This window comes from Gilliamella sp. X-60, assembly GCF_057063585.1.
Genome location: NZ_JBXSQJ010000050.1, coordinates 1 through 1,416, shown reverse-complemented (window position 1 = coordinate 1,416; position 1,416 = coordinate 1). Strand labels below are relative to the sequence as shown.

General features: G+C 34.3%; 1 protein-coding gene and 1 pseudogene. Both read right to left on the bottom strand.

Translation table 11 applies throughout. The annotated features are described in order from the left end of the window. Positions 1 to 504: 504 nt before the first annotated feature. The gene (locus ACYIAM_RS12985) at positions 505 to 825 is read right to left on the bottom strand and encodes a hypothetical protein (protein ID WP_065591031.1); all 321 of its coding nucleotides are present in this window, start codon (positions 823 to 825) and stop codon (positions 505 to 507) included. A 12-nt stretch (positions 826 to 837) separates the two neighbouring features. Next, positions 838 to 1,416: pseudogene (locus ACYIAM_RS12980) on the bottom strand (hypothetical protein); the annotation flags it as partial.

The window sequence follows — 1,416 nt, the reverse complement described above, 5'->3', positions numbered from 1 at the left end:
TGCCACTGCTGTTAATGCTATCTTTCGCTTGAATGATAATTGCACCCGCATCAATCAGACCTTGGTTATTGACGTTATTGCCTAATAAGGCAACCCGATTTTTACCTAATATCGTCCCCGAGGATTCGATATCCTTCTCCGCCAGCACCGTGACACTTTTACCCGATAATAATGCCCCCTCCGTCGTTAATTGCGGGCAGTTATTTTGTAAAAATAATTCAGGATTCTATACCGTTTCATTTTATTAAAATTCAATAACAGCTTATCACTTGACGAGTTGCATTAAGAGGGATAGGGTAAATAAAGTACGTTATAGTCTTATAATCTTGTGAGATCCTAAATTGACTAACTAATCATTGAATGTCATCTGTATTATTTTCTGGAAAGTACGCAAGATGAATCGGTTAAAGTGAGATTTCAAGATCGGGCATGTTAAATATAGAATTTGGTGACAGAATTAACTGTCACCTTTAACGGGAAAATATACAAAATTTAGGATGAAGTCTAAAAATCAGACCACTCTGAATATTCAATATCTTCAGGTGTTAACTCTTCGAAGCCATCTTCTGTTAACATTGCATTAAAATTTTTCATGGTATTTTTTAAAGCTTCTTCAATTGTATCCCCACTTCCTAAGCCATTCTCAGGATATCCATCAAATTTACGCTTTATAGCTAAATCAGTCATACCTGTGTATCGTCTTGAGGGACTTTCATAAATTTTAATTTTCATTTTTGCATACGGTAAAATAGGCATCCAAATAACAAATTCTGCAACATTTTTTTCAATTTTTACCACATTATCAATAACTAAATCATGCCACATATTTAAGTTCCTTTATTGTTTACCAAATGAGATAATTTTATCTCCTAGTTTATCGATATATCTTCCATTTTTATAATATCTGATCACTCCATATGTTGGTGTATTAATCTTTACCTTTCTTGCACCTTTTAAATTCTGGGAAAATACTTTGGCTTTATGTAAATATTCTTCAGGAGTTAAAGCGCCAACTTCTTTACCATGTTTATCGAAATGATATTTTAATGAGCCTTCTGGAGAATCAAAGGTACCTTTATCCCAAGAACCCTCGATATCTTTACGATTTTGTTGGTTATCACTTGATGACTCAGACTTATTACCAGTTTTAGATTTATCTTTATCATCGTCATCATCAGGCGGTAATCCAGAAGCCCCGCCTGCTGAACCACTTCCAACTCCTGTTAACGTATTATTATCTTTATTACCATCTTTCTCTTTTAGGTAATCATTATAATAACGTTCATAAGTTTTTAGTACTGCATCTTCAAGGAATTGATCTCCCATTGGATCGACTAATGCAAGTTCAATTAGTCGCCTTTGTTCCAAATTTAGACTTTCTAAAAATGCTTTTGATTCCGCCGCGGTAAGACCTTC

Excerpts from the sequence above, each read along its gene's own strand:
- ACYIAM_RS12985 (WP_065591031.1), bottom strand. The coding sequence starts at position 825 with ATGTGGCATGATTTAGTTATTGATAATGTGGTAAAAATTGAAAAAAAT.